The 20,021-nt window shown below is 61.0% G+C and carries 19 protein-coding genes and 4 tRNA genes; 16 read left to right on the top strand and 7 right to left on the bottom strand.

From position 1 onward, the window contains the following. The first annotated feature begins 123 nt into the window (after window positions 1-123). On the top strand, window positions 124-2,595 hold the full coding sequence (locus C5J24_RS17125; RefSeq protein ID WP_105401066.1) for a penicillin-binding protein 1A: 2,472 nt from the start codon (window positions 124-126) through the stop codon (window positions 2,593-2,595). A 112-nt stretch (window positions 2,596-2,707) separates the two neighbouring features. After that, window positions 2,708-3,839, top strand: a protein-coding gene (prfB, locus tag C5J24_RS17120) for a peptide chain release factor 2 (protein ID WP_105401067.1) whose coding sequence is annotated in 2 segments (ribosomal slippage) — window positions 2,708-2,776 and window positions 2,778-3,839 — 1,131 coding nt in all. Because the reading frame shifts where the segments join, the coding sequence is not laid out codon by codon here. Window positions 3,840-3,919: 80 nt separating this feature from the next. Here the strand turns inward: prfB and C5J24_RS17115 are convergent. After that, window positions 3,920-5,125, bottom strand: a complete 1,206-nt coding sequence (locus tag C5J24_RS17115; protein ID WP_105419461.1) for a multidrug effflux MFS transporter — start codon at window positions 5,123-5,125, stop codon at window positions 3,920-3,922. Window positions 5,126-5,295: 170 nt separating this feature from the next. Between C5J24_RS17115 and C5J24_RS17110 the strand changes: the two genes are divergently transcribed. Further along, complete coding sequence (locus C5J24_RS17110) at window positions 5,296-5,952, top strand: TetR/AcrR family transcriptional regulator (RefSeq protein ID WP_105419666.1); 657 nt, start codon at window positions 5,296-5,298, stop codon at window positions 5,950-5,952. A gap of 47 nt (window positions 5,953-5,999) precedes the next feature. Here C5J24_RS17110 and C5J24_RS17105 read toward each other — a convergent pair whose 3' ends face one another. Then, window positions 6,000-6,773, bottom strand: a complete 774-nt coding sequence (locus C5J24_RS17105; protein ID WP_046636633.1) for an NAD kinase — start codon at window positions 6,771-6,773, stop codon at window positions 6,000-6,002. A gap of 251 nt (window positions 6,774-7,024) precedes the next feature. Here C5J24_RS17105 and C5J24_RS17100 point away from each other — a divergent pair. The 3 genes from C5J24_RS17100 (at window position 7,025) to C5J24_RS32205 (ending at window position 8,724) form a co-directional block, all read left to right on the top strand. Then, window positions 7,025-7,100: transfer RNA gene (locus C5J24_RS17100), tRNA-Thr, on the top strand. A gap of 620 nt (window positions 7,101-7,720) precedes the next feature. Next, on the top strand, window positions 7,721-7,927 hold the full coding sequence (locus C5J24_RS17095; protein ID WP_105419459.1) for a hypothetical protein: 207 nt from the start codon (window positions 7,721-7,723) through the stop codon (window positions 7,925-7,927). Window positions 7,928-8,325: 398 nt separating this feature from the next. After that, window positions 8,326-8,724, top strand: coding sequence for an oxidoreductase (locus C5J24_RS32205; RefSeq protein WP_105401072.1), 399 nt, complete (start codon window positions 8,326-8,328; stop codon window positions 8,722-8,724). 54 nt (window positions 8,725-8,778) lie between these two features. Here the strand turns inward: C5J24_RS32205 and C5J24_RS17080 are convergent, their stop codons facing one another. The 5 genes from C5J24_RS17080 to rlmB form a co-directional block, all read right to left on the bottom strand. Beyond that, window positions 8,779-9,672, bottom strand: a complete 894-nt coding sequence (locus tag C5J24_RS17080) for a transglycosylase SLT domain-containing protein (protein WP_371674499.1) — start codon at window positions 9,670-9,672, stop codon at window positions 8,779-8,781. A 115-nt stretch (window positions 9,673-9,787) separates the two neighbouring features. Continuing rightward, complete coding sequence (locus C5J24_RS17075) at window positions 9,788-10,174, bottom strand: hypothetical protein (RefSeq protein ID WP_105419455.1); 387 nt, start codon at window positions 10,172-10,174, stop codon at window positions 9,788-9,790. 60 nt (window positions 10,175-10,234) lie between these two features. Further along, window positions 10,235-11,539 (bottom strand): UDP-glucose/GDP-mannose dehydrogenase family protein, encoded by a 1,305-nt coding sequence (locus C5J24_RS17070; protein WP_105419453.1) that lies wholly within the window; start codon window positions 11,537-11,539, stop codon window positions 10,235-10,237. A gap of 172 nt (window positions 11,540-11,711) precedes the next feature. After that, window positions 11,712-12,500, bottom strand: a complete 789-nt coding sequence (cysQ, locus tag C5J24_RS17065; RefSeq protein WP_105419662.1) for a 3'(2'),5'-bisphosphate nucleotidase CysQ — start codon at window positions 12,498-12,500, stop codon at window positions 11,712-11,714. 86 nt (window positions 12,501-12,586) lie between these two features. Continuing rightward, the gene (gene rlmB / locus C5J24_RS17060) at window positions 12,587-13,465 is read right to left on the bottom strand and encodes a 23S rRNA (guanosine(2251)-2'-O)-methyltransferase RlmB (protein ID WP_105419451.1); all 879 of its coding nucleotides are present in this window, start codon (window positions 13,463-13,465) and stop codon (window positions 12,587-12,589) included. Between the two features lie 202 nt (window positions 13,466-13,667). On the opposite strand from rlmB, the gene C5J24_RS17055 reads away from it, so the two are divergent. The 10 genes from C5J24_RS17055 (at window position 13,668) to rplL (ending at window position 19,850) form a co-directional block, all read left to right on the top strand. Next, a tRNA-Tyr gene (locus C5J24_RS17055) sits at window positions 13,668-13,752 on the top strand. 25 nt (window positions 13,753-13,777) lie between these two features. Further along, a tRNA-Gly gene (locus tag C5J24_RS17050) sits at window positions 13,778-13,851 on the top strand. 523 nt (window positions 13,852-14,374) lie between these two features. Continuing rightward, a complete protein-coding gene (gene tuf, locus C5J24_RS17045; protein WP_105401075.1) occupies window positions 14,375-15,550 on the top strand; it encodes an elongation factor Tu in 1,176 nt (391 codons plus the stop codon). A gap of 644 nt (window positions 15,551-16,194) precedes the next feature. Then, window positions 16,195-16,270 (top strand) — tRNA-Trp (locus tag C5J24_RS17040). Window positions 16,271-16,467: 197 nt separating this feature from the next. Further along, window positions 16,468-16,668 (top strand): preprotein translocase subunit SecE, encoded by a 201-nt coding sequence (gene secE / locus C5J24_RS17035; protein ID WP_046669638.1) that lies wholly within the window; start codon window positions 16,468-16,470, stop codon window positions 16,666-16,668. A 16-nt stretch (window positions 16,669-16,684) separates the two neighbouring features. Beyond that, on the top strand, window positions 16,685-17,215 hold the full coding sequence (nusG, locus tag C5J24_RS17030; RefSeq protein ID WP_007770615.1) for a transcription termination/antitermination protein NusG: 531 nt from the start codon (window positions 16,685-16,687) through the stop codon (window positions 17,213-17,215). A 198-nt stretch (window positions 17,216-17,413) separates the two neighbouring features. Beyond that, window positions 17,414-17,845, top strand: coding sequence for a 50S ribosomal protein L11 (gene rplK, locus C5J24_RS17025; RefSeq protein ID WP_037088457.1), 432 nt, complete (start codon window positions 17,414-17,416; stop codon window positions 17,843-17,845). Window position 17,846: 1 nt separating this feature from the next. Beyond that, the gene (gene rplA, locus C5J24_RS17020; protein WP_105401076.1) at window positions 17,847-18,542 is read left to right on the top strand and encodes a 50S ribosomal protein L1; all 696 of its coding nucleotides are present in this window, start codon (window positions 17,847-17,849) and stop codon (window positions 18,540-18,542) included. 312 nt (window positions 18,543-18,854) lie between these two features. Next, window positions 18,855-19,412, top strand: a complete 558-nt coding sequence (rplJ, locus tag C5J24_RS17015; protein WP_258718953.1) for a 50S ribosomal protein L10 — start codon at window positions 18,855-18,857, stop codon at window positions 19,410-19,412. Window positions 19,413-19,472: 60 nt separating this feature from the next. Then, window positions 19,473-19,850, top strand: coding sequence for a 50S ribosomal protein L7/L12 (rplL, locus tag C5J24_RS17010; protein WP_038585827.1), 378 nt, complete (start codon window positions 19,473-19,475; stop codon window positions 19,848-19,850). Window positions 19,851-20,021 lie beyond the last annotated feature (171 nt).

Genomic DNA, 20,021 nt, shown 5'->3' with positions numbered 1-20,021 from the left:
GCAACGGATGGCGGACGATCGACCCGCTTTCGCCTTGCGCTGGTGCAATCACCGTGCAAAACGCCTCTAACCATGCGATGGTGTGTTTCACGCGCCGAATGAAAGCTGAACGGTAGCTCCGATATGGTAAGATTGATTGGTTATCTCTTTGGTTTGGCCTGCGTCCTGTTTCTGGTCGTGGCTGCCGGCGTGGGTATCTACCTCACCGGGATGACCAAGGACCTGCCGAACTACGAGGTGCTTGCCTCCTACGAGCCGCCGGTCGCTACCCGCGTGCATGCAGGCAACGGCGCTCTGATGGCGGAATACGCCCGCGAACGGCGTCTCTTCCTGCCCATTCAGGCGGTGCCGGACCGGGTCAAGGCGGCCTTCCTGTCCGCTGAAGACAAGAATTTCTACAGCCATCCCGGCATCGACATCACAGGCCTTGGGCGCGCCGTCCTCTCCAATCTCCAGAACCTGGGTTCCGGCCGTCGCCCCGAAGGTGCCTCGACGATCACCCAGCAGGTGGCGAAGAACTTCCTCCTCTCTGCCGACCAGACGATCGACCGCAAGGTCAAGGAAGCGATCCTCTCTTTCCGCATCGAGCAGACCTATTCGAAGGACAAGATCCTCGAACTTTATCTGAACGAGATTTTCTTCGGTCAGAACTCCTACGGCATCGCCGGCGCAGCACTCACCTATTTCGACAAGTCGGTGACCGAGCTGACGACGGCCGAGGCAGCCTATCTTGCTGCCCTTCCGAAGGGTCCGGCCAACTATCATCCCTTCCGCCGCGAAAAGGCAGCGCTCGAGCGCCGCAACTGGGTCGTCGACCGCATGGCCGAGAACGGCTACATCACCCAGGCCGATGCCGAGGAGGCCAAAAAGCAGCCGCTCGGCGTCAAGCAACGCCGGACCGGCGCCCATGTTTTCGCATCGGATTATTTCTCGGAAGAAGTGCGACGCCAGATCATCGAGCGTTACGGCGACAAGTCGCTCTATGAAGGGGGGCTTTCGGTCCGCACCTCGCTCGATCCCGACCTTCAGGTCATCGCCCGCGCCGCCCTGCAAAACGGTCTGGTGGAATATGACGAGCGCCGCGGTTTCCACGGGCCGGTCGCTCAGATCGCTGTGACTGGTGCCCCTGGAAGCTGGGATTGGGGGCCGGAACTTGCCAAGCAGAAGTCGCTTTCGGACGTGCCGGAATGGAAGCTCGCCGTCGTCACCGAGGTCTCGGCAAAGTCTGCCACGATCGGCCTCCAGCCCTCGGCGGATGCGGCCGGCAAGGTCGACGCGGCTCGCGAGATGGGTACGATCAACGGCGACGACATGAAATGGGCCTATAGGGACTCGACCAATACCCGCAAGCCGGCGAAATCGCCGGACGGCGTGCTGAAGCCGGGCGACGTCGTTTACGTGGAGCCGATCAATCCGCAGGCCAAGACCTACAGGCTGCGCCAGCCGCCGAAGGTCCAGGGCGGTTTGGTCGCCATGGACCCGAATACGGGCCGCGTTCTCGCGATGGCCGGCGGCTTCTCCTATTCGCAATCGGAATTCAACCGCGCCACCCAGGCAATGCGCCAGCCGGGTTCGTCGTTTAAGCCCTTCGTCTATTCGGCAGCGCTCGACAACGGCTATACGCCGGCCTCGGTCATCCTGGACGCGCCGATCGAGATCGTCTCCGGTGGTCAGGTCTGGCGGCCGGAAAACTACGGCGGCGATTCAGGCGGCCCATCGACGCTGCGCATCGGCATCGAAAAGTCCCGCAACCAGATGACCGTGCGCCTGGCGCAGGACATGGGCATGGAGCTGGTCGCCGAATATGCCGAGCGTTTCGGCATCTACGACAAGATGCTGCCGGTGCTGGCCATGTCGCTCGGTTCCGGCGAAACGACGGTCATGCGCATGGTTTCGGCTTATGCGGTCATCGCCAATGGCGGCAAGCAGATCAAGCCGACCGTCATCGACCGCATCCAGGACCGTTACGGCAAGACCATCTTCCGTCACGAGGAGCGCGCCTGCGACGGCTGCAACTTCAATGACTGGGCCAACCAAGAAGAACCAAGCATCGTCGACAACCGCGAGCAGGTTCTCGACCCGATGACCGCCTACCAGATCACTTCGATGATGCAGGGCGTGGTCCAGCGCGGTACGGCAGCCGGCAAGATTCCGGTCAAGGACCGCGACGTCGCCGGCAAGACCGGCACTACCAATGACGAAAAGGACGCCTGGTTCGTCGGCTTCACGCCGAACTTGGTCGCCGGTCTTTATGTCGGCTTCGACACGCCGGCACCGCTCGGCCGTGCCGGCACCGGCAGCGGCCTTGCCGCGCCTATTTTCGGCGAGTTCCTCGCCCAGGCCGCCAAGCTGACGCCTGCCGAAAAGTTCCACGTGCCGGACGGCATGCAGCTCGTCGCCGTTAATCGCAAGACCGGCATGGCGGCCATGGAAGGCCAGCCCGACACGATCGTCGAGGCCTTCAAGCCAGGCACCGGCCCGGCCGACGTCTTCCAGGTCATCGGCGATGGCGAATACATGACCCAGGACCAGATCTTCACCAACTCGCCCCAGGCGCAGCAGGCTGTCACCTCCGGCATGCCGGGTCTGTTCTGATCGCTATCCGAAGCGGCAGCCTTGTCGGCAGGCCCGGGCTTTACATCCGGGCTTGCTGCAACTATGTCCACGGCACTTAAAACCCCAACACAAAGAGCGAAGAACAAGCGCCATGCGTGCGGAAATCATCAATGTAGTCGACGAAATCAAGCAGGCCATAAGCCTGCTGAGGAGGCATCTTTGACTGGGATCAGGCGGTAAGACGACTGGACTGGTTGAACAACAAGTCGGAGGATCCGAACCTCTGGAACGATGCTGCGGAAGCGCAGAAGCTGATGCGCGAGCGCCAGCAGCTCGACGACGGCATCAATGGCGTCAAGGCCATGGAGCAACAGCTCAACGACAATATCGAACTCATCGAACTCGGTGAGGAAGAGGGCGACGAAGCGATCGTCAAGGAAGCCGAAGAGGCGCTGAAGGCGCTGATGGCGGAATCCGGGCGGCGCCAGGTCGAGGCCATGCTGTCGGGCGAAGCGGATGGCAACGACACCTACGTCGAAGTCCATTCCGGCGCCGGCGGCACGGAAAGCCAGGACTGGGCGAACATGCTTCTGCGCATGTACACCCGCTGGGCCGAACGCCAGCGTTTCAAGGTCGAGCTTCTGGAAGTGCATGACGGCGAAGAAGCGGGCATCAAGTCGGCGACCATCCTCGTCAAGGGCCACAATGCCTATGGCTGGCTGAAGACCGAATCGGGCGTCCACCGCCTGGTCCGCATTTCGCCCTATGACAGCAACGCCCGCCGCCACACCTCGTTCTCGTCCATCTGGGTCTATCCGGTCATCGACGACTCGATCAACATCGAGATCAACGAGAGTGATTGCCGCATCGACACCTACCGTTCGTCGGGCGCCGGTGGCCAGCACGTCAACACGACCGACTCGGCGGTGCGCATCACGCACATGCCGTCGGGCATCGTGGTGCAGTGCCAGCAGGAACGCTCGCAGCACAAGAACAAGGCCAAGGCCTGGGACATGCTGCGTGCGCGGCTCTACGAAGCGGAGTTGAAGAAGCGCGAGGATGCGGCGAACGCCGAGGCGGCTTCCAAGTCCGAGATCGGCTGGGGCCACCAGATCCGCTCCTACGTTCTGCAGCCCTACCAGATGGTCAAGGACCTGCGCACAGGCGTGACCAGCACTGCGCCGGACGACGTGCTGGACGGAGATATCAATCCATTCATGGAAGCTGCCCTGGCGCATCGCATCAGCGGCAAGCCGGATGTGGATGTCGCTGACGTCGATTGACGATCCGCGGAAGAATCACAAACGAAAGCGGCCGGACCTTGCGAGGTCCGGCCGCTTTTTTGTTGGAGGAGGCGGGTGGATTATTCCGCCGCGGCTGCCATGGCGCCTTGGCGGCTGCGCAGCACGACAAGCGACAGCAGGAAGACGACGACCGAGCACAGCGCGATGACCGTCACCATCGGCAGCGAAGTGCCGTCGACGAACAGGCCGCCGAGGCCGATCACGACCGCCGAGGTCACGAACTGGATCGTGCCCATCATCGCCGACGCCGTGCCGGCGATCCGGCCGTGATGTTCGAGCGCCAGCACCGCCGCCGTCGGGATGACCATGCCGAGGAAGCCGTAGCCGCCGAACAGGAAGGCGGCCATCACATCGAGGCGGTCGATGCCGAGCGAGGTGACGAGCGCCAGAAGAACCATCATCGTGGAATACCCGAACACCGCGCCGCGGATCACTTTCCGCAGCCCGATCTTGCGGGAGAGCCAGCCGTTCAGCTGCGACATGCCGATGAAGGCGACCGCATTGCACGAGAAGACGATACTGTAGAACGTCGGCGACAGGCCGTAATGCTCGATCAGCACGAAGGACGAATTCGCCACGTAGATCATGTAGCTCGACATGCCGAAGGAGGCGATCAGCACCAGCCCGAGATAATAGGGATCGCGGAGCAGTGTGCCGTAGGACCTGAGCGCGCCGGCGAGGCTGCTTTCGCTGCGTGCAGCCGGCAGGCGGGTTTCCTCAAGGAAGAACACCGCAACGACGGCCCCGACGGCACCGGCGCCGACCATGACCCAGAAGATCAGCCGCCAGTCGCCGAACACGGTGACGATGCTGCCGGCAAGCGGAGCGAGGATAGGCGAGACGCTGAACACCAGCATCAGCCGCGACATCAGTTGGGCGGCGGCGGGACCGGTATGCAGGTCGCGGACGATGGCGCGGGAGATGACGACGCCGGCGCAGGCGCCCATGCCCTGCAGGAACCGGAAGGCGATCAGCCACTCGATCGACGGCGACAGGGCGCAGCCAACCGCCCCGATGGCATAAAGTGCGAGGCCGACATAGAGCGGCTTCTTGCGGCCGAACATGTCGGAGACCGGGCCGTAGACGATCTGCGAAACCGCCATGGCGACGAAGAAGGAGATCAGGCTCGCCTGCACCTCATGGCTGTCAGCATTGAGGTTTACGCTGATGGTCGGCAATGCCGGGAGATACATGTCGAGGGCGAAAAGCCCGATAGCGGAGAGCAGCCCGAGCGACAGGGCATGCGAAGGAGCTCTGCTTTGCATTTGGAAAAAACCTTTCCCGTCACCACATCTGCCGTGGTAACGGCAGAGCGAAGACGATTATGGGAGATGAATATGAGAGCCGGCCGCGTTTGGGAGGATAGGCCTAAACAATCATGTAAATTATTTTGGACACAATTGTCCAATTCGTCAAGCCCCGCTATAGTGATGTCATGAAAAATTCGTCTGCCGAACTTCCGCGCGATTACGACACCTGGCCGCCGGCGCAGAACAAGCGCCAGGCGATCCTCAACGCTGCAGCCGATGTTTTTGCCCAGGAAGGCTTTGGCGGTGCCAGCATCGATGCGATCGCGGCAAGGGCAGGGGTATCGCGCCAGACGATCTACAATCAGCTGGGCGACAAGGATAATCTTTTCAAGGTCGTGGTCGCCGAAATCACCGACCGCTCCAGCGCCGGTTTCTTTCGAGTGCTCGACACTTTCCCCGTGGCGCCGCAGGATATCGAGACGGAACTGACGCAGTTTTCGGCCCAGCTCCTGCGCAAGGCAATCTGCGACCCGAACGGCCGCTGGCTGCGCAAGGTGGTCGAAACCGAAGGCGCCCGCTTCCCCGAGCTTTTCGAAACCTGGAAGGAATACGGGCCGGGCAAGAAATATCCGGCGATTGCGGCCCGCCTGGCGCAACTCGCTCACGGCGGTCATCTCGAGATCGACGATCCGGCGCTTGCCGCCCGCCAGTATATGGCGCTTCTGGCGGCCGACCTTCGCTACGACCAGCAGATGGGCCGCCAGACGCCGGAATCGGAAATCGACCAGATGGCGGCGAACGCCACCCGCACTTTTCTGCGCGCCTTTACACCGAAGCGCTGAGCCTCACGCGAGGGCAACAGGTTTCATCTGCGTGAGCTGACGCTGAGTCAGTTGTTGAACTGCTCGGCGAGAATCCGGTCGGACCAGGAATGGTTGGGATCGGAGAGGATGCGGGCGGTGATTTCGGTCGATTGCGCCACCCGCACCTTCAGCACCGACTTCACCTCGGTATTGTCGGCAACCGCATTGACCGGCCGCTTCTCGGGTTCGAGGATGTGGATATCGACGCAGACGTGGTTCGGCAAAAGCGCGCCGCGCCACCGCCGCGGGCGAAATGCCGAGACCGGCGTCATGGCGAGCAACGGCGCCTCCAGCGGCAGGATCGGCCCATGCGCCGAGAGATTGTAGGCGGTCGAACCGGCGGGCGTGGCGATCATCAGCCCGTCGCAGATCAGTTCCTCCAGCCGCACATGGCCGTCGATCTCCACCCTGAGCTTGGCCGCCTGATAGGATTGCCGGAAGAGATAGACCTCGTTGATGGCAAGGGCCACCGACGTCGAGCCATCCTCGTTGACCGTCGTCATCTTGAGCGGATGAAATTCGTTCTCGATCGATTCGGCCACCCGCTCGTGGAGTTTCTGTGCGCGATAATCGTTCATCAGGAAGCCGACCGAACCGCAGTTCATGCCATAGACGCTTTTGCCCGTATTGATCGTGTCGTGCAGCGTCTGCAGCATGAAGCCGTCGCCGCCGAGCGCGACGATCACGTCGGCTTCCGCGGTGGGCACGTTGCCGTAGAGCCTCACGAGTTCCTCCAGCGCGGATTGTGCTTCCGGGGCCGTCGAGGCGATGATGGAGAGCTTGTTCGTCTGGGACGACATGAACGGGCCTTTAAGGGTGCCGCCGCCCGAGGGGCCGCGCAAGGGACGCTGAAACCATTTGAGCTAACACGAGCCTATGACAGGACCATGCCGCCCGGACGGCATTAAGTACAGGAAAAACAGGCTTTTGGACAAGCGCCTTGCGCCATCGCCGGTGAGTGAAGCAACCCAGCTCGAATGCACGCCATCTCATGTTGCGGCGATTTTCTCTTTACAGGAAGGGAAAATCTGGTAACTCCCCACTCGAAAGTGCCCTTGTAGCTCAGTTGGTAGAGCACCTGATTTGTAATCAGGGGGTCCCGGGTTCGAACCCTGGCGGGGGCACCACTTTTTTCTCTATCCGTTTCAATATGTTAGTGCGGGCTTTTAGTTCGGATACGGCGGCAATGTTGCATTTCGTGTTGCAAGCGGCTCCCCTTCATTTCCAGTGAGTTCCCCATAGCCCCGGCAAATCCATGCGACATGGGATGCAACATGAACCAAAAAAGATGCTACCGCCAGACGCCACAATGCGAACGATAATGGCAGACCTGAAAGCTCCGGCCGAATTCGTCCGGGCGGTGTTCGCGAACATGGCCGGCTATCGGCAGGACTGCCAAGTTCGACTTGCGTTGGATACTCGCGCGAGTTCTCCGGATTATTAGATAGAGTTTTTCATCTACGACGACGTTGACGGCGAAGAAGTGGCTTTCCCTCAGACTGCAGCGGTCTTCAATGGCAGAAACCATCGAGAGGTAACTTATGATGGGACGGAACTAGCAAGGCCGTGGTCCACGAGAGCCATGACCCATTCTGAAGTTCGACAGCTTCATGGTGAGCTACGCGGCATATTTCCTGTGCCTTGACACGAGCGCGCGCCGTGGCAAGTTGCCCTTGTCGCTGTGACTTGACGCCCGCGTATAGCCTGTCAGTTTGTGCGGATTGATGGGGTAAAGATGAAAGCCACAATGATCCTCGAAGACGGGACTGAGTTCGCCGTTAGTCTGTCCAGGTCATCATCCAATGGAGGTTTCGCGGAGGTCGACGGCGATCCGAACTATCTTTCGGCCGCCATCGCAAGCGAAGGGGTTAAGCTTCGCAGAGAAGACGGTGAGCTCAAGAACGTGACAGTCGATGTGCTCGGCGGCCGCTTTAGAGTTCGGACCATCTCCTAAGCCGCCCGCCTGAACCATCCGTCGAACACCTCGGCGGTCAGGTAGATGACGTTGGAGGGCCTGTCCTTGACGGGTTGCCCCTTCCTTCGAGTTCGGAACTCATCGGATTTATGTTTGGACGAACAGAAGCGAGCGTGCTTGTTCTTTGATCCGAACACCCTCTGGCACCAGACGCACGTGCAGAGAAATCTCTTCCTGGCATCCGGCATCAATTTTTCCTCATCGAGATCGCCGTGGCGTCTGCGGCGGGCCTGGCTGATGCCTGCGTCAGCGGCGACTTTTGCCCCGCCATCGTCCGCAAGCCTGAGATGTCTGCACAGAACCTCGGAAACCTTATGCGGTCGGCGGGGTTAGACGGCCGTAGGGCATGTTTGGAAAGTCCCACGAGAGGAAACCCAATGTTTGTAAAGATACTCACCGTTGGCGCACTGTCGCTAGGTCTCGCCACTGCCGCGGTCGCCCAGTCGGGCTCGGGAACCGGATCAGGATCCGGCGGCGCTACTGGCTCAGGTTCTGCGGGAACCAGCGGAGCCGTTCCGGGTTCGGGCGCCAGCGGCTCCGGCTCCGGCACGCTCAACGGCAATACCACGACTCCGCTGAATGGCGGCGGGTCAGGCGCGCTTGATTCCAATACGACCGGCAGCACGACCGGCGATTCCGGCGGTTCCAAATGCCCGCCCAACAATCTATCGCAGGGTACCGGCTCCGCCACGACCAACAACCTGCCGCAGGGTTCCGGCTCCGCAACGCCCAATGCGGACGGAACTCTGGCGCCCGGGCAGGCACAAAACTGCTGATCGGGAATCATGTGCGGCGAGCGGAAGGCCTGCCTTCGCTTGCTGCATGCCGCTTCAGTTTCTGAAAACCGTGCAGGGCACCGCGTGTGCCCTGATCTTCGTACACAAATCGGTCGCCTCGGCTCTGGTGGCACGACCGATCCGCGCCGCATAGCGCGGGCGATAGCCGAAATTGCCCCGTTTCTGCCGCACGACGAGCGCCCGTTCCGCGTTGAGCGGCGCCGGCAGCCTGCCGATCGCGTTGGCAAACAGCTGGCTGGCGATATTCGGATTGTAATGCGCGGAAAGCTGCACGCCCCATGGCGCCCAATCCGCCGATGCGATCAGAACGGTCTCGTTGAGCCGCCTCGTGGCGGCGAGCTGTATGCATCCGTCGATGAAGGTTTTCTGCGGGGCGAGGGCCTGGGCCGCCGTTTTTGGCGGATTGTCCCTCCATGTCTCCGCCGGGTGACCGGTAATCGCAAACACGTAGTCGCGCGTCTCGATCGGCAGCCGGCCGACCTTCAGGAAGGTTTCCAGCCCTGCTTCGCCGGCATTATAGGCCGCGGCAGCAAGGCCGAGATTGCCGAAGCGGTTGCGCAGGTCGCTCAGATAGAGCGAGGACGCGGCAAGGGCTTCTATGACATCGAAGCTGTTTTGCAGGCCGCGGATCTTCGCGGTCGCCGGCATGAACTGGGCGATACCTTCCGCGCCTTTCGGGCTCACCGCGTTCGGCCGAAACAGGCTCTCTCGCCAGATCAGGCGCGCAAAAAATTCCGGCGGCAGCCCGCTCGTTACCGCCAGTAGCTCCATGACATGGCAGAGATCCTCGTTGTAGGCGTCGGGACGGATGCACAATCGGCCGATCTCATCCGACGCCGCACGCTCGTATCGGCATTCGGGGGCGGCCGTCTCTTCCGCAGCATGGATGCTCCCGCCAAAGGGAGCGACGGCCAAAGACAAGCCCAAACCCGTTTGGCCCAAACCTGTTTGCATGAGACGGCGAAACATCATCGACATGCAATATGCCCAATCACGTCGCGGCTTGAAAGCCTTCGGCGGCAGGAACAGGCGACCGGAATGCCTATCGCCTGGATTGCTCCAGAAGAGACTGGCAGGACTGGTCCAGCGCGACGAAATCCGCTTCCGCCATCGATTGCGTCTTTTCCAGCATCTGCTGCGTCTGTTTCTCGAAAAGCGCCGTCGTTTCGTTCCGCGGATAGTGATTGTCCTGCAGGATCACCAGCGCGGCATGCATATGCTCTTCGTCGCGGGAAACGGTGCCCTCGGCCGTGTCGCTCTTGCCGAACTCCTTGGCCATGATCTTGCGCATCGAATAGAAGGCCGAACACGATATGTGTTGTTCGGCAGAGCGTACCGGCTGGGACTGGGTCTGGGTCTGGGCCAGCGCCGCCGGCGATGCGGTCAGCACTGCGGTCATGGCCCAGACGATTTTCGCTTGCGTGGTCATGCGACACAATCCTTGGGCTGAGCCCGAGGTTCCCGCCGGCCCGCCGTCTTGGCGGCTATTCTAGCGCAGTTTTCCGACGCCGGAATAGGCAAAGCCGTGCGCTTCGACTTCCGGCGCTCGATAGACATTGCGCAGGTCGACGAGGACGGGGCTCTTCATGACGGACTTCAGGCGTTCGAGATCGAGCGCGCGAAATTCGTTCCACTCGGTCACCAGAACCGCCACATCCGCGCCTTCAGCGGCCTGATAGGGGCCGCTGGCAAATTCGATATCCATCATCTGCCTGGCGTTTGCCATGCCTTCCGGATCGTAGCCGGACACGATCGCGCCTGCATCCTGCAGCGTCTGGATGACGGCGATCGCCGGGCTGTCGCGCATGTCGTCGGTATTCGGCTTGAAAGTCAGCCCGAAGACGGCGACCTTCTTGCCGCGCACGTCGCCGCCGGCTGCCGCGATCACCTTGCGGCCCATGGCGCGCTTGCGGGTATCGTTGACGGCGATGGTGGTTTCGATGAGGCGGACGGGGCTGTCATAATCCTGAGCGGTCTTTGCGAGCGCCAGCGTGTCCTTGGGGAAGCACGAGCCGCCATAGCCGGGGCCGGCATGCAGGAATTTCGAGCCGATGCGGCCGTCGAGGCCGATACCGCGCGAAACGTCCTGGACGTCGGCGCCGACGCGCTCGCAGAGGTCGGCCATCTCGTTGATGAAGGTGATCTTCATCGCCAGGAAGGCGTTTGCGGCGTATTTGATCAGTTCGGAGGTGCGGCGGCTGGTGAAGAGGAGCGGCGACTGGTTGAGATAGAGCGGACGGTAGACTTCCGTCATCACGCCGCGGGCGCGCTCGTCGGAAAGGCCGACCACGATCCGGTCAGGACGCTTGAAGTCCTCGATAGCAGCGCCTTCGCGCAAAAATTCCGGGTTGGAGACGACGGCGAAATCCGCATCCGGATTGGTTTCGCGGATGATCCGCTCCACCTCGTCGCCGGTGCCGACAGGAACGGTCGATTTAGTGACGATGACGGTGAAGCCGGTCAGCGCTTCGGCGATTTCGCGCGCAGCGGCATGGACATAACCGAGATCGGCATGGCCGTCGCCGCGGCGCGATGGCGTGCCGACCGCGATGAAGACGACATCGGCATCGGCCACTGCGGGGCCGAGCTCCGTGGTGAAGGAAAGGCGCCGGGATTTGACGTTCGATTCGACCAGCGCCTCGAGGCCCGGCTCGAAGATCGGGATGACGCCTTGTTTCAGCGCCTCGATCTTTTCGGCGGCCTTGTCGACGCAGATCACGTCATGTCCGAAATCCGCAAAGCAGGCTCCCGACACGAGGCCGACATAACCCGATCCAACCATCACAATACGCATCAATAATCCTCATCCTTATCCGGCAATCGCACGCGCAGCGGTTTCCTAAGCGCATCCGAAAGGGAATGCAACGCGTCGGCTTGGCTGCCTTTCACAGGCCTGGGGCGGGCGTTACCCCCGGCAGGCCGCCCTGACCGGCCAATGTTACCGGGTGATGACAATAGGACGACGGCTAGGAGTTTCCAGGCCGCGACCCCCAGGCGATGAAATCGGGATTGGCGAAATCCAGCACGTCCGCGCGGCCGGTCTTGCCATAGGTAAGCCGCGCCCCATCGAGCGTGACCGTGGCCCCGCCCGCGGCACGGAGCACGGCGTCGCCGGCGGCCGTGTCCCATTCCATGGTCCGGCCGAAGCGGGGATAGAGATCGGCGGCACCCTCTGCCAGCAGGCAGAATTTCAACGAGGAACCAATGCTGCGGATATCGGCGGCGCCTGATTTTTCGAGAAAGGCCTCGGTCTCGGCGGAATTGTGAGAGCGGCTCGCGACGCAGATCGGCCGGCTCCCGACCGGCCTTGCGACGATCGGCTCCCGGCTCGTCACCGCGAAATCGTCATCGACGACGAGTTTTTCCGCCCGCCCGCCGCCGCCGAGATAGGCGACCTTGAGGGCGGGGGCATAGACGGCGCCGAGGATCGGCGCGCCGTTCTCGATCAGCGCGATGTTGACGGTGAAATCCTCACGGTTGTTGATGAATTCCTTGGTGCCGTCCAGGGGATCGACAAGGATGAAGGAGCCCCCTTCGATCGACGGGATGCGTCCCATCGCCACAGATTCTTCCGCGATGACCGGAATCTCCGGAAAGGCTCGGGCGAGTTCGGCGAGGATGATCTCTTCAGCCCGCTCGTCCGCCTCCGTGACCGGGGACCGATCGGCCTTGTAGCTGGTGTTCGGCCCCGCCCTGTAGATGTCCAGGATGGCCTTGCCCGCGAGCAGCGCGGCTTTTTCGAATGTAGCGAGCATGAATTCCATGGCGGCTGGTCACGTCGGTTGCGTAAGACTTCCCATGACACGTTTGCCCCGCGCTTGGGAGTCTTAAACGGCGCAGGTCAACCCACCTTGGCGAGATGCTGCTGTGTCGCGTAGAGCGCGATCGCGGCGGCGTTCGAGACGTTGAGCGACTTGATGGCGCCCGGCATATCGAGACGGGCAAGCGCGTTGACCGTCTCGCGGGTCTTCTGCCGCAGTCCCTTGCCTTCCGAACCGAGCACCAAAGCGATCCGGCCGCCGGCAAACGTGCCTTCGAGCGGGGCGGGGCCGTCCGAATCGAGCCCGATCGTCTGGAAGCCGAGCCGGTGCAATTCCTCGATCGCATCGGCGAGATTGGTAATCTGTATATAAGGTATCAGTTCCAGCGCCCCGGAGGCGGATTTGGCGAGCACGCCGGATTCGGTCGGGCTATGTCTCTGGGTGGTGATCACCGCGCCGGCGCCGAAAGCGACCGCCGAACGCATGATCGCCCCGACATTGTGGGGGTCGGTCACCTGGTCGAGGACGAGGAGAAGCGGGCTCTCTTTCAGGCCTTCCAGCCGGCGGACGGGCAGGGGGCGTGTTTCCAGCATCACGCCCTGATGGATGGCCTCGGGGCCGAGCACCTTGTCGATATCCTGCGGCGAGACGAATTCGACCGGAAAGGACAGCGTCTCCGGCTCGCCGATATCGAGCCGCGCGAAGGCGTTCTGGGTCACCGACAGCTTGATAGGCTTGCGCTCGGGATTGTCGAGGGCGGCGCGCACCGTGTGCAGGCCATAAAGGAAGACCTGTTCCGCCTGAAGCTGCGGCGGCTTCCAGTCCTTGTTAGACTTCGGCCGCTTCAAGGGCGGCGTCGGAATTTCTCCGCGCTCGCGCTTGGAGTCGCGCACCGCGCGCCGAAGCGTCGCATAATGGGTGTCGCGGGTGGATTTGTCTTGTTTGTCGTCCTTGCTCATCAGGCCTTATAGCCATCCTCGCTCTCCGGGCAAAGCCCTCGACGGGGAGGCGGATCGAAAGAGCGACTGATTTATTTTCGTCATTTTTGCTTCTTCCTCGTGTTGACAGACGAGAACGAGGCGGTCATATACGCGGCGCAGATCAAGGGGCAACAAGCTTCAAGGTCTGACGAACTTGGTCTCACGATCCGGACGAAAAACTGGAGAGATGCCCGAGTGGTTAAAGGGGACGGACTGTAAATCCGTTGGCTCAGCCTACGTTGGTTCAAATCCAACTCTCTCCACCATTCGTCTCTGATCGGACACCACACCGCGGGTATAGCTCAATGGTAGAGCAGCAGCCTTCCAAGCTGAATACGCGGGTTCGATTCCCGCTACCCGCTCCATAATCTCAACGATTTACAATAACGGCTTGCCAATCGGTGCAACGCTTTCCTGCGTCCTTGACGAAGCGGGTCCGGCGATTGCGCGGCTTGCGCCGTGCTTGTGGGACACCAGAAGCTTCCATCGACCGGAACGAGGTGCGGGTCCCGCATCGATTTGGGCCGCGCATTCGGCGCGAGAGCCTGCCGGTAGGTACGGTAGCTAACAAACGATCCCGGAACAAACTTCTGTGTTATACTGGCGTCATCAAGGCGGACCTAGAGCCCCGCGGCCTTACCCGGCCGCGGGGCTTTTTGCGCTTATGACGCTCGTCAATTCGCTGAAGCCCGGAGTTGGAGCCGGTCTGGATCTTGAACTGAGCGCGTGCTGAACCGGCCGCCCCGGGGCATTTTCAAGCCGATTTCGCCTGCTCCCCTTGTCCGGGCGCGCGTCGTAATTATGTCTTGCGCATTCTAGTGGAAAGCCTTAAACGGCGACACCAAACCCGGTCGCCGGGTCCACCCTTATGTTCACAGGAAGCATTCAATGGCAAAGAGCAAGTTTGAGCGCAACAAGCCGCACGTCAACATTGGCACGATCGGTCACGTTGACCATGGCAAGACGTCGCTGACGGCCGCGATCACGAAGTACTTCGGCGAGTACAAGGCCTATGACCAGATCGACGCGGCTCCTGAAGAAAAGGCTCGCGGCATCACCATTTCGACGGCGCACGTCGAATATGAGACGCCGGCCCGCCATTATGCCCACGTCGACTGCCCCGGCCACGCCGACTACGTCAAGAACATGATCACCGGTGCAGCGCAGATGGACGGCGCGATCCTGGTTTGCTCGGCTGCCGACGGCCCGATGCCGCAGACCCGCGAGCACATCCTGCTCGCCCGTCAGGTCGGCGTTCCGGCGATCGTCGTGTTCCTGAACAAGGTCGACCAGGTCGACGACGCCGAGCTTCTCGAGCTCGTCGAGCTGGAAGTGCGCGAACTTCTGTCGTCCTACGACTTCCCGGGCGACGACATTCCGATCGTCAAGGGTTCGGCGCTGGCCGCTCTGGAAGATTCGGACAAGAAGATCGGCGAAGATTCGATCCGCGAGCTGATGGCCGCCGTCGACGCCTACATCCCGACGCCTGAGCGTCCGATCAACATGCCGTTCCTGATGCCGATCGAAGACGTGTTCTCGATCTCGGGTCGTGGCACGGTCGTGACCGGCCGCGTCGAGCGCGGCATCGTCAAGGTCGGCGAAGAAGTCGAGATCGTCGGCATCCGCCCGACCTCGAAGACGACGGTGACCGGCGTTGAAATGTTCCGCAAGCTGCTCGACCAGGGTCAGGCTGGCGACAACATCGGCGCTCTCGTTCGCGGCGTGAACCGTGACGGCGTCGAGCGTGGCCAGATTCTGTGCAAGCCGGGTTCGGTCAAGCCGCACAAGAAGTTCATGGCCGAAGCCTACATCCTGACGAAGGAAGAGGGCGGCCGTCATACCCCGTTCTTCACCAACTACCGTCCGCAGTTCTACTTCCGCACGACGGACGTGACGGGCATCGTCTCGCTGCCGGAAGGCACGGAAATGGTCATGCCGGGCGACAACGTCACCGTTGAAGTCGAGCTGATCGTTCCGATCGCGATGGAAGAAAAGCTGCGCTTCGCGATCCGCGAAGGCGGCCGCACCGTCGGCGCCGGCATCGTCGCCTCGATCATCGAGTAATCGATAGCGACATCAAATAGCAAAGGCCCTGCCGGCAACGGCGGGGCCTTTCACTTTCAAGCCCTGACCTTGAGTCAATCGCCCGACTCACCCTGAGTCAGTTTTGGAAAAAGCTCGCTCTCGTAACGGAAATGAGTTTTGCGACGACCCGGCCATCGCTGAGCCTCACGCGATGACAGGCTCGCTGCTGCCAGGCGCTGTGTCAGGCTGACCGTAGAGTTGACGGATGCCGGCAGGGGAGGCGGGCAGACATTCACCCAAACCGATAAGTCGCCGCCCGGTGACCGATGGCGGAAGAAGCGTAAATGCGCGTCCGCGATCAATTCTGCTGGTGTAAGCGCGGCGCCATCGATTGCTTCCCGTCGCGAATCGCCTCCCGACCGACCCCGGGGAGGAGCCTCTGTCGATCAGTCGGGAGTCATTGCGGATCGTCGTCTACGCAAGGAAATCAGCGCAGGCGGCTGCGGGGCGGCGCTTTCGGGCGTTCGCTTTGCCGACGCGCCTGACGGGTCCGGCCGAAAGCTCGGGTAGAACGGTCCGGATATCAAAAATGCTCTTGCAAAGCGCAACGCATCCCCTTAAAGGGAGCGCCTAGCCAGTTGGCGGCGAGGCCGAGTTCCCGGTTTATGTTCCGCCAAGGTTGAAGGGGTGTAGCTCAGTTGGTAGAGCGGCGGTCTCCAAAACCGCAGGTCGTCGGTTCAAGCCCGGCCGCCCCTGCCACTTTCAGATGATTGGCGCGAGATTATCCGCAGCGGAATTGTCGGGAAATGGCCGCCGTGCAAAACGGCGAAATTTCATCGAACACTGTTTTCCCTCTTGTGTAAAGGGGAAGGGGTGTTTATGTAGGTCAAAACAGACACGCGGTGCGTGGGGCTGAGCAAGTTCAGCTTTACGCGCCGTAATTGCGTGGGCAATCAATGGCATCCAAGACCAATCCAGTTACGTTTCTGCGCCAGGTTCGATCCGAAGCGCTGAAAATCCATTGGCCGTCGCGTCGCGAGACCATGATCTCCACGGCCATGGTTCTGGTTATGGTTGTGTTCGCTGCGCTGTTTTTCTTCGCTGCAGACCAGCTCATGGGATGGTTACTCCGTCTCGTACTGAACGTCAGCGTTTGATTTCTGGAGAATAAAGATGGCGGCGCGTTGGTACATCGTCCACGCATATTCTAATTTTGAGAAGAAGGTGGCTGAGGACATCGAGAACAAGGCTCGCCAGAAGGGGCTTGAGCATCTGTTCGAGAAGATCCTCGTGCCGACCGAGAAGGTGGTCGAAGTGCGTCGCGGCCGCAAGGTCGATTCCGAGCGCAAGTTCTTTCCGGGTTACGTCATGGTCCGGGCCAACCTGACCGACGAAGCCTACCACCTGATCAAGAACACGCCGAAGGTCACCGGCTTTCTCGGTTCCGACAACAAGCCGGTTCCGATTCCGGACTTCGAGGCCGAGCGCATCCTTGGTCAGGTCCAGGAAGGTGTCGAGCGGCCGAAGTCGTCGATCACGTTCGAGATCGGCGAGCAGGTTCGCGTATCGGACGGTCCGTTCGCGTCCTTCAACGGCACTGTTCAGGATGTCGACGAGGAGCGTTCGCGCCTCAAGGTCGAGGTCTCGATCTTCGGCCGTGCGACCCCGGTCGAGCTGGAATACGCTCAGGTCGAAAAGGTCTGATCAGTTTCGAATTGAGGCCTGCCGTTTATTCGGTGGGTCTCGCGCGGCGTTTGCCGCAAGCGCGTGGGAGGAATGGTGCCTTAGCCGGGCATTCTGACCGAACCACGCAACCGCAGCCGCCGGCGAAGGTCGGCATATCGGACCGGGAAACCGGTCTCTAATGAGCCGGGTAACCGGTCTCTCGAAAGGCAGAGAGTTATGGCTAAGAAAGTTATGGGCCACCTCAAGCTGCAGGTAAAGGCAGGGTCGGCCAATCCGTCCCCGCCGATCGGTCCTGCACTTGGTCAGCGCGGCATCAACATCATGGAATTCTGCAAGGCATTCAACGCCGCCACGCAGGAAATGGAAAAGGGCATGCCGATCCCGGTCGTCATCACCTATTTCCAGGACAAGTCCTTCACCTTCGCGATGAAGCAGCCTCCGGTCAGCTACTGGCTGAAGAAGGAAGCGAAGATCACCTCGGGTTCCAAGACCCCGGGCAAGGGCGCCAAGGCTGGCACCCTGACCAAGGCTCAGATTCAGACCATCGCCCAGGCGAAGATGAAGGATCTGAACGCGGCCGATCTCGAAGGCGCAATGGCCATGATCGAGGGCTCTGCCCGCGCCATGGGCCTGGAAGTGGTGGCTTAACATGGTAAAGCTTGCAAAGCGTATTCAGAAGATCCGCGAAGGCGTGGATCCGACCAAGCTCGTAGCGCTCACCGACGCCATCTCGATGGTCAAGGAACGTGCGATCGCCAAGTTCGACGAAACCGTTGAAATCGCGATGAACCTCGGCGTCGATCCGCGGCATGCAGACCAGATGGTCCGCGGCGTGGTCAACCTGCCGAACGGCACCGGCCGTGACGTTCGCGTTGCCGTTTTCGCGCGTGGCGTCAAGGCTGACGAAGCCAAGGCAGCCGGTGCGGATATCGTCGGTGCTGAAGAACTCGTCGAAATCGTCCAGGGCGGCAAGATCGACTTCGATCGCTGCATCGCCACCCCGGACATGATGCCGCTCGTCGGCCGTCTCGGTAAGGTTCTCGGCCCGCGTGGCATGATGCCGAACCCGAAGGTCGGAACCGTCACCATGGACGTCGCGGGTGCCGTCAAGGCTTCCAAGGGCGGCGCTGTCGAGTTCCGCGTCGAAAAGGCAGGCATCATCCACGCCGGTATCGGCAAGGCCTCCTTCGAAGCCAAGGCTCTCGAAGAGAACATCAAGGCTTTCGCTGACGCCGTCATCAAGGCCAAGCCGGCTGGCGCCAAGGGCAACTACCTCAAGCGGGTAGCGATCTCCTCGACCATGGGTCCGGGCGTCAAGATCGATCCGTCGACGGTGACGATCTAAAAGTTTCGTCCGGAGCCTTCGGGTTCCGGACTGCATGAATTCCCGGTCCTTCGGGGCCGGGAATTTCCCAGGGAAACCTGGGAATTCCTGTCCGAGATTGCGGGTGGTTTCGACCTTAATCACTTGATGCCTGCATGAGACGGGTAAGACCCGAGATTTTTTGAGGTGCCATGCGCCTCGTAAATTCGGTTCGAGCCTAGTGTGCCTTGTGCCTGGAGCCCCTGTGGCGACAGTGCGAGGGGACAGGATCCTCAAGCGTCGCTTGGGGTCCTAATCAAGGGATCCCTTGAGGCAAAGGCAACCCGATGGGGCCTGCAGGATTGCGGTCCCGTCAACTGGAGACAGACAGTGGAAAGAGCGGAAAAGCGCGAATTTGTCACGGAGCTGAACGAAGTCTTCAAGGCTTCTGGTTCGGTTGTCGTGGCCCACTATGCTGGTGTCACAGTTGCGCAGATGAACGATTTTCGTTCGAAGATGCGCGCTGCTGGCGGCACCGTCAAAGTCGCGAAGAACCGTCTGGCCAAGATCGCTCTTCAGGGTACGGAGTCGGAAGGGATGTCAAATCTCTTCAAGGGTCAGACGCTGATCGCATTCAGCGAAGACCCGGTAACGGCTCCGAAGGTCGTCATGGATTTCGCCAAGACCAATGACAAGATCATTGTTCTGGGCGGTTCCATGGGTGCAACCACGCTCACTGCGGATGCGGTCAAGTCGCTTGCGACCCTGCCTTCGCTGGACGAGCTTCGCGGCAAGCTGCTGGGCCTCTTGAATGCCCCGGCATCGCGTATCGCGACGGTTGTTGCAGCACCGGCAAGCCAGCTTGCCCGCGTGTTCGCGGCCTACGCCAAGAAGGACGAGGAAGCCGCTTAAGGCGGTTTTTCGCTGTTCATACCCAAATCAAGTTCGAACCGAATATAAGGAACTATCAAAATGGCTGATCTCGCAAAGATCGTTGAAGACCTCTCTGCTCTGACCGTTCTGGAAGCTGCTGAGCTTTCCAAGCTGCTCGAAGAGAAGTGGGGCGTATCCGCAGCTGCTCCCGTAGCCGTTGCTGCTGCTGGCGGTGGCGCTGCTGCTGCTGTCGTTGAAGAAGAAAAGACCGAGTTCGACGTCATCCTCGTCGAAGCCGGCGCCAACAAGATCAACGTCATCAAGGAAGTCCGCGCCATCACCGGTCTCGGCCTCAAGGAAGCCAAGGACCTCGTCGAAGGCGCTCCGAAGGCTGTCAAGGAAGGCGTCAACAAGGCTGAAGCCGCTGACCTCAAGAAGAAGCTTGAGGACGCCGGCGCCAAGGTCGACGTTAAGTAATATCGGAATGCGGCGGGAGGGGTCTCCTCTCCCGCCCATTTCCTCCGAACGTATTACCCAGGAACCGTCAAAACGGTTCCTGGGTAATGGGTTCTCAAGAGGATGGTCCCGAATCGAACAGAAAAGGCAATCCGGCCTGGCGTGTTCGAGAGGTGGGACGAGATTGAGAAT

Origin of the sequence: Neorhizobium sp. T25_27 (genome assembly GCF_002968565.1) — a bacterium.
In the GTDB taxonomy this organism is placed as follows: Bacteria; Pseudomonadota; Alphaproteobacteria; order Rhizobiales; family Rhizobiaceae; genus Neorhizobium; species Neorhizobium tomejilense.
This window is presented reverse-complemented; position numbering and strand designations above follow the sequence as displayed.

Bases quoted from the DNA above. Each gene is read 5' to 3' on its own strand.
- C5J24_RS17115 (WP_105419461.1), bottom strand. From the start codon at position 5,125: ATGCAAAGCAGAGCTCCTTCGCATGCCCTGTCGCTCGGGCTGCTCTCC.
- C5J24_RS32205 (WP_105401072.1), top strand. From the start codon at position 8,326: ATGTTTGTAAAGATACTCACCGTTGGCGCACTGTCGCTAGGTCTCGCC.
- nusG (WP_007770615.1), top strand. From the start codon at position 16,685: ATGGCGGCGCGTTGGTACATCGTCCACGCATATTCTAATTTTGAGAAG.
- C5J24_RS17075 (WP_105419455.1), bottom strand. From the start codon at position 10,174: ATGACCACGCAAGCGAAAATCGTCTGGGCCATGACCGCAGTGCTGACC.
- rlmB (WP_105419451.1), bottom strand. From the start codon at position 13,465: ATGAGCAAGGACGACAAACAAGACAAATCCACCCGCGACACCCATTAT.
- cysQ (WP_105419662.1), bottom strand. From the start codon at position 12,500: ATGCTCGCTACATTCGAAAAAGCCGCGCTGCTCGCGGGCAAGGCCATC.
- secE (WP_046669638.1), top strand. From the start codon at position 16,468: ATGGCATCCAAGACCAATCCAGTTACGTTTCTGCGCCAGGTTCGATCC.
- C5J24_RS17105 (WP_046636633.1), bottom strand. From the start codon at position 6,773: ATGTCGTCCCAGACGAACAAGCTCTCCATCATCGCCTCGACGGCCCCG.
- C5J24_RS17095 (WP_105419459.1), top strand. From the start codon at position 7,721: ATGATCCTCGAAGACGGGACTGAGTTCGCCGTTAGTCTGTCCAGGTCA.
- tuf (WP_105401075.1), top strand. From the start codon at position 14,375: ATGGCAAAGAGCAAGTTTGAGCGCAACAAGCCGCACGTCAACATTGGC.
- C5J24_RS17125 (WP_105401066.1), top strand. From the start codon at position 124: ATGGTAAGATTGATTGGTTATCTCTTTGGTTTGGCCTGCGTCCTGTTT.
- rplA (WP_105401076.1), top strand. From the start codon at position 17,847: ATGGTAAAGCTTGCAAAGCGTATTCAGAAGATCCGCGAAGGCGTGGAT.
- rplL (WP_038585827.1), top strand. From the start codon at position 19,473: ATGGCTGATCTCGCAAAGATCGTTGAAGACCTCTCTGCTCTGACCGTT.
- C5J24_RS17070 (WP_105419453.1), bottom strand. From the start codon at position 11,539: ATGCGTATTGTGATGGTTGGATCGGGTTATGTCGGCCTCGTGTCGGGA.
- C5J24_RS17110 (WP_105419666.1), top strand. From the start codon at position 5,296: ATGAAAAATTCGTCTGCCGAACTTCCGCGCGATTACGACACCTGGCCG.
- rplK (WP_037088457.1), top strand. From the start codon at position 17,414: ATGGCTAAGAAAGTTATGGGCCACCTCAAGCTGCAGGTAAAGGCAGGG.